3 protein-coding genes are annotated in these 2,100 nt (G+C 59.7%); 1 reads left to right on the top strand and 2 read right to left on the bottom strand.

The window, feature by feature from the left end:
- On the bottom strand, nucleotides 1-438 hold a 438-nt coding region (locus EN939_RS31505; RefSeq protein ID WP_164751392.1), incomplete at its 3' end, for an ABC transporter substrate-binding protein.
- Between the two features lie 392 nt (nucleotides 439-830).
- On the bottom strand, nucleotides 831-1,097 hold the full coding sequence (locus tag EN939_RS31500) for an SEL1-like repeat protein (RefSeq protein WP_013532614.1): 267 nt from the start codon (nucleotides 1,095-1,097) through the stop codon (nucleotides 831-833).
- A gap of 449 nt (nucleotides 1,098-1,546) precedes the next feature.
- On the opposite strand from EN939_RS31500, the gene EN939_RS31495 reads away from it, so the two are divergent.
- Complete coding sequence (locus EN939_RS31495; RefSeq protein ID WP_127270988.1) at nucleotides 1,547-1,888, top strand: DUF2147 domain-containing protein; 342 nt, start codon at nucleotides 1,547-1,549, stop codon at nucleotides 1,886-1,888.
- Nucleotides 1,889-2,100 lie beyond the last annotated feature (212 nt).

Raw genomic sequence — 2,100 nt, 5'->3', positions numbered from 1 at the left:
CGTATAAAGGCGCATGATCGTCGGCCAGCCGGCCTTGGCTGCCGCATCGGTCAGCACCGGGTTTGACGAGGCCGGGCTCATCATCAAGGCGCCGGCTTCGGCATAGACAGCTGATGCCGGAATGCTGGAACCCGAGCAGGCATGGCCGTCGATGAACTTGACGCCATCGGCGACGACGCGGTTGGCAACCGACACGGCCTGCTTGGGATCGCATTGGTCGTCTTCGATGCTCAGCTTGATCTGACGACCGTCGACACCGCCCGCGGCGTTGATCGCATCGGCGGCAGCCTGTGCGCCCTGCTTGAACTGATCGCCGATGGTGGCGAGCTGTCCTGTCATCGGGCCCACCACCGCAAAGGTGATGTCGTCTGCGAATGCGACCGGCGTGCTCAACATCAGGCCGAATATGGCCGCGTTCAAAATACTCAATTTTTTCATGATGGTAGAACTCCTCCACTCACGCGCGGCCGCCCCGGCCGCGCTTCTTCCAGAGAGGCCAGACAATTTCATCCTTCATTCGGCCTGTCTAGGCGCATTGGCGCCGCTCGATTGGGCCTGCAAGACGTCATCCACGCAAAAAGCCACGCCAGCCTTGTTCCGGCTGGTCGCGGCTTTTTTGCCCGTCGAGCAATCTCCAGGCGCCCCCGCGCCTAAAAATCCGCTCAGCTTCCCTGTGTCGCGCACGACTGGGCCTTGCGGCCTGCCGCGTTCTTTCCCTTGCCTTCGTGACCGTCTTGCGCGGCCTTCAATTTCGCCGGGTCTGGCCGTCTGTGCGGCCTTGATCCCGGAGCTTCCCTGTCTTCGATGGATCTGTCTGCGATTGGCAGATTTCAGTGCATGGTCATCCATTCGCGGGCTTCGCGCAGCGCCGTGGCGATCTCGACCTTCGACATGGCGGCCGACAGTTCCGAGCGCAGCTCGGCGGCGCGGGCCGAGCCCTTGATTGCGGCGATGTTGAACCATTTGTGGGCGGCAACGACATCGGTCTCGCAATCGCGGCCGGTCGCATACATCATGCCCAATTCGAAAAGGATGTCGGCCTGGGCAGTTGCTCCCATAGCGCCGAAACCTGCTTCAAGCATTTCAAAACGTGCCATTTCAATCCCCTGTTTTCCGGCCCCTGTCAGGCTCCCGAGAGCTGCCTTCTTTCGTCTTGCCGGCTGCTCTTCCGATGCTTTCGAGAATGCCGTGCAGGCTTGAATCCGTCGTTAAATGGCGTGCTTAATTTGAGGAAAACAAAGCTAAAACAAGAGGTAAACGCCGAAATTCGTTAAGGATACAAACCCAGCAATTCAGCCTGCTTGCCTCAAATTTGACGAAAGTTTTCTCGCGCGGGGGCAAGACTTCGCTAACCACGGCAGACAAAGGCGATGCGCCGATCGTTTCATTTCATCGTCGAGGAGGCGCTTTCAGGCGGCTGCAAAATCCCAAAGTCTTCCGCTACGGCACCGCTTTTGTTTTGCCGGGAGCTGGATTAGCTTACGTTTGCGTAAGCGGCAGACCGGCGAGGCGGAGCATCCGGCCGGACATCCACAGGGAGGAAGACATGTTTCGAAAACTGAGCCTGGCCCTTGCGGCCACATTGATCGTGGCGAGTGCAGCATGGGCCGATCCGATCGAAGGCAATTGGAAGACGCAGGCCGGCGAAACCGCGGCCATCGCCGGCGGCGGCTCGTTTTCCATCACGCTCAAGTCCGGGAAATATGCCGGCAAGACCATCGGCTCGCTCAAGGCGACAGGCGACAACAAATATGCCGGCAACATCACCGATCCGGCAAACGACAAGACCTATTCGGGCAAGGCGACATTGTCGGGCAGCTCTCTCAAGATGAGCGGCTGCGTGCTCGGCGGACTGATCTGCAAGAGCCAGACCTGGCACAAGCTCTGATCGAGCGCATCCTTGCGACATGATGACGGGGCCTCGACGGGCCCCGTTTTCGTTTGTCGACACATCCTGCGCCGATGATGCTCGATACCCACCGGCGGCTATCCAAACCGACGCCGGCGCCGTCGAAACCCGTCAGTCATCTTGAACGGCAGATGAACGCCGGCATCAGAGCCGGTTCAGTTGCATCAGGGCATTCTCCGGCGTGTTGAAGG

The organism is Mesorhizobium sp. M7A.F.Ca.CA.002.05.1.1 (genome assembly GCF_003998335.1).
In the GTDB taxonomy this organism is placed as follows: Bacteria; Pseudomonadota; Alphaproteobacteria; order Rhizobiales; family Rhizobiaceae; genus Mesorhizobium.
This window is presented reverse-complemented; position numbering and strand designations above follow the sequence as displayed.